Genomic DNA, 3,804 nt, shown 5'->3' with positions numbered 1-3,804 from the left:
GTCCGGGTTCTCCGACTGAGCAGAGCGCACCAGACCCCACACCGCAGCCTGAGCGACATCACTTACGTCGTCATCGGCCGAGGCGGCGATCGCGCCATGGGTCACGATGGCCAAGCGCGACGCGGCGAACCGCTCGTCCGCCAACCAGGATTGGACCGCGTTCAGCGCCCAGTGCGCCGCCTCGTGTGCACCGGCAACCGGGTCGGGCCCAGCGGCGACCGGGCAGGGCAGAACTACGAAGTCAGGCAGTTCCGCCGAGTCCGCGAGCGCCTCCAGGTCGGTCCACTCGACTGTCGGTACGTCGGCGCCAGACGAACGAGCCGGCACCCAGTCGACGCCGAACAGCGAATCCCGGTCCTGCCGCGACGGCTTCGCCGCCATGGGACGCAGTACCAGCGAGTCGATCGTGGCCACCGGAGCACCGGAGCCGTCGGCGACGGCCAGGGCCACTCCGTCAGCACCTGTGGGCGTCAACCGCACCCGCAGCGCCGTCGCACCCGAAGCGTGCAGCCGCACACCCGACCACGAGAACGGCAAGCCGCCGGAGTCACCGTCGCCACCCGCCAGGCCGATCGCATGCAGCGCCGCGTCCAGCAACGCCGGATGCAGACCAAATCCGTCCACTCCCACGCCGTCCGGCAGCGCGACCTCGGCGAACACCTCATCGCCCTTGCGCCAGGCCGACTTCAGCCCCTGGAACACCGGCCCGTAGCCGAAGCCCCCCGCGACCATGCGGTCGTAGTAGCCATCCAGGTCCACGGCCTCCGCGCCTGCGGGCGGCCACTCGACCAGCGAAGCCCCACCGGAACGGCCACCCTCACGCAGCACACCCGTGGCATGCCGCGTCCACGAACGGCCGTCGTCGGTGTCACCCACACTGGAGTGGAAACTCAGCTCACGACGGCCCGAGGAGTCCTCGGCGCCGACCCACACCTGCACCCGCACCGAACCGCTCTCCGGCAGGACAAGCGGCGCCTCCAGCGTCAACTCCTCCACCAGATCGCACCCGACCTGATCCCCCGCCCGCACCGCCAACTCGACGAACGCAGCACCGGGCAGCAGCACCGCACCCTGGACAAGGGAGTCAGCCAGCCACGGGTGAGTCTGGAGCGACAGCCTTCCGGTCAGCAGCACACCGTCCGTGCCGCCCACCGTGACAGCCGCGCCGAGGAGCGGGTGCTCCGCCGAACCGAGTCCGACCGCCGAGACATCACCCATCATCGGCAGCACGTCGGGCCAGAAGCGCTCACGCTGGAAGGCGTACGTCGGCAGGTCCACCCGCGTTGCGCCACGACCGGCGAAGAACACCTCCCAGTCCACCCGGACGCCACGCACGTGCAGTTGGCCTGCAGCGGTCGTAGCAGCCACCGCCTCGGGGCGGTCGTTCCGCAGCACCGGGACGAAGGCTGCCTCCGGCGCGGACTCCCGGCCCAGCGCCGACAGCGTGCCGCCCGGGCCGACCTCGACGAACGTACCCACACCCTCAGCGACGAGCGCATCGACGGCGTCGGCGAACCGCACCGACTCACGCACGTGCCGCACCCAGTACTCCGGGGAGGCAAGTTCTTCGGCGGTCGCGCGGGCACCGGTCAGCGTCGAAACGATCGGTATCGCGGGTTCACCGCACTTGATTCCCTCGACCACCGAGCGGAAGTCGTCGAGCATCGGGTCCATCAGGGGTGAGTGGAAGGCGTGGCTGACCTTCAGGCGGGACACCTTCCGGCCCGCCTCACGCCAACGCTCCGCAACCACCTCCACGTCGGCGGTGATTCCTGAGACGACCACCGAGGTCGGGCCGTTGACCGCAGCGATGCCCACGGTCTCCGGAAGATCCGCGGCGACCTCAGCCTCGGTCGCCTGGATCGCCACCATCGCGCCACCGGACGGCAGCGCCTGCATCAGCGCACCCCGCGCCGACACCACCGAAGCGGCATCCGCCAGGGACCAGACGCCGGAGACGTGCGCGGCGGCCAGCTCACCGATCGAGTGGCCCGCCAGCATGTCGGGGCGGACACCCCACGACTCGAGAAGCCGGAACAACGCCACCTCGACCGCGAACAGCGCGGGCTGCGTCGCTCCGGTCTCGTTCAGCGCATCGGCATCCTCACCGAAGAGGACTTCGCGTACCTGCGGGTCAAACTCCGCCAGCGCCTTGTCCAGAGCCTCGGCGAACACCGGGAAACGGGCGGCCAGTTCACGACCCATGCCGAGCCGCTGCGAGCCCTGACCCGAGAACAAGAAACCCAACCGGCCGGACTCGCCGGCCACTCCGCTGACCACGGCGCCAGTCGCCTGGCCCTCGGCCACAGCGGCCAGCGCGGCCAGGAACTCCGACCGGTCACCGGCGACCACCACCGCACGGTGCTCAAGCACCGCCCGCGAGGACACCAGCGCACGGCCCACGTCCGCCACGTTCAGCGCGGGAGTCGTGTCAGCGAAGGACTTGAGCCGCGCCGCCTGCTCCCGCAACGCCTCGGCACTCCGCGCCGAAAGCACCCACGGCACCAGGCCGCCGTCAGCCACCGGCTCCGCGACTTCCTCCTGCTCCTCCACCACGGGGGCCTGCTCGACGATGACGTGCGCGTTCGTGCCACTCACACCGAACGACGACACACCCGCCCGCCACGGCTGACCGGTCTCCGGCCACGCACGCGCCTCCGTCAACAGCTCCACCGCACCGGCAGACCAGTCCACGTGTGAGGTCGGCTCATCCACATGGAGCGTCTGTGGCAGCAGACGGTGCTGCATCGCCATGACCATCTTGATCACACCCGCCACACCGGCGGCAGCCTGCGTGTGACCGATGTTGGACTTCACCGAGCCGAGCCACAACGGCCGGTCCGCGGGCCGGTCCTGGCCGTAGGTGGCGAGGAGGGCCTGCGCCTCGATCGGGTCGCCAAGCGTGGTGCCGGTGCCGTGTGCCTCCATGGCATCCACGTCGGCCGACTCCAGGCCCGCGCTCGCCAACGCCTGTCGGATCACGCGCTGCTGCGACGGACCGTTCGGCGCCGTCAGGCCGTTCGACGCGCCGTCCTGGTTGACGGCGGAGCCACGTACGACGGCAAGGATCTGGTGGCCGTTGCGCTGAGCGTCCGACAGGCGCTCCACGAGCAGCATGCCGACACCCTCACCCCAGCCGGTGCCGTCGGCGGCATCGGCGAACGCCTTGACACGGCCGTCCACGGACAGCCCACGCTGGCGGCTGAACTCGATGAACGCACCCGGCGTCGACATCACCGTCACACCGCCGACCAGCGCCAGCTCGCACTCACCCTTGTGCAGCGCCTGGCTCGCCCAGTGCAAGGCCACAAGGGACGACGAGCACGCCGTGTCCACCGTGACGGCAGGGCCTTCAAGGCCGAAGGTGTACGACAGGCGGCCGGAGATGACACTCGCCGCGTTGCCGGTACCCGCGTATCCCTCCACGCTCTCCCGCGAGGCCATCAACAACGTCCCGTAGTCCTGGCCGTTGGTGCCCACGAAGACACCGGACCTGCTGCCCCGCAGCGAGTTGGGGTCGATGCCTGCCCGCTCGAACGCCTCCCAGGAGGTTTCCAGGAGGAGCCGCTGCTGCGGGTCCATCGCCAGGGCCTCACGCGGCGAAATCCCGAAGAAGCCCGGGTCGAAGTCCGCGACGCCGTCCAGGAAGGCGCCCATACGGCTATAGGTGGTGCCTGACTGCTCGGGGTCGGGGTCGTAGAGCGAGTCGACGTCCCAGCCGCGGTCCGTCGGGAACTGCGACACCGCGTCGCCGCCCCCGGCCACCAAACGCCACAAGTCCTCCGGCGACTCGACGCCGCCCGG

The 3,804-nt window shown here is 70.4% G+C and carries 1 protein-coding gene; it reads right to left on the bottom strand.

The annotated features are described in order from the left end of the window. Nucleotides 1-3,804, bottom strand: a 3,804-nt coding sequence (locus tag ACFQ7F_RS45595; protein WP_383285624.1) for a type I polyketide synthase, incomplete at both ends; no start/stop codon positions are given.

The sequence above is a fragment of the Streptomyces sp. NPDC056486 genome (genome assembly GCF_042795295.1).
In the GTDB taxonomy this organism is placed as follows: domain Bacteria; phylum Actinomycetota; class Actinomycetes; order Streptomycetales; family Streptomycetaceae; genus Streptomyces.
Note: the sequence above shows the minus strand (reverse complement) of the source record. Positions and strands in the feature narration are given on the sequence as shown.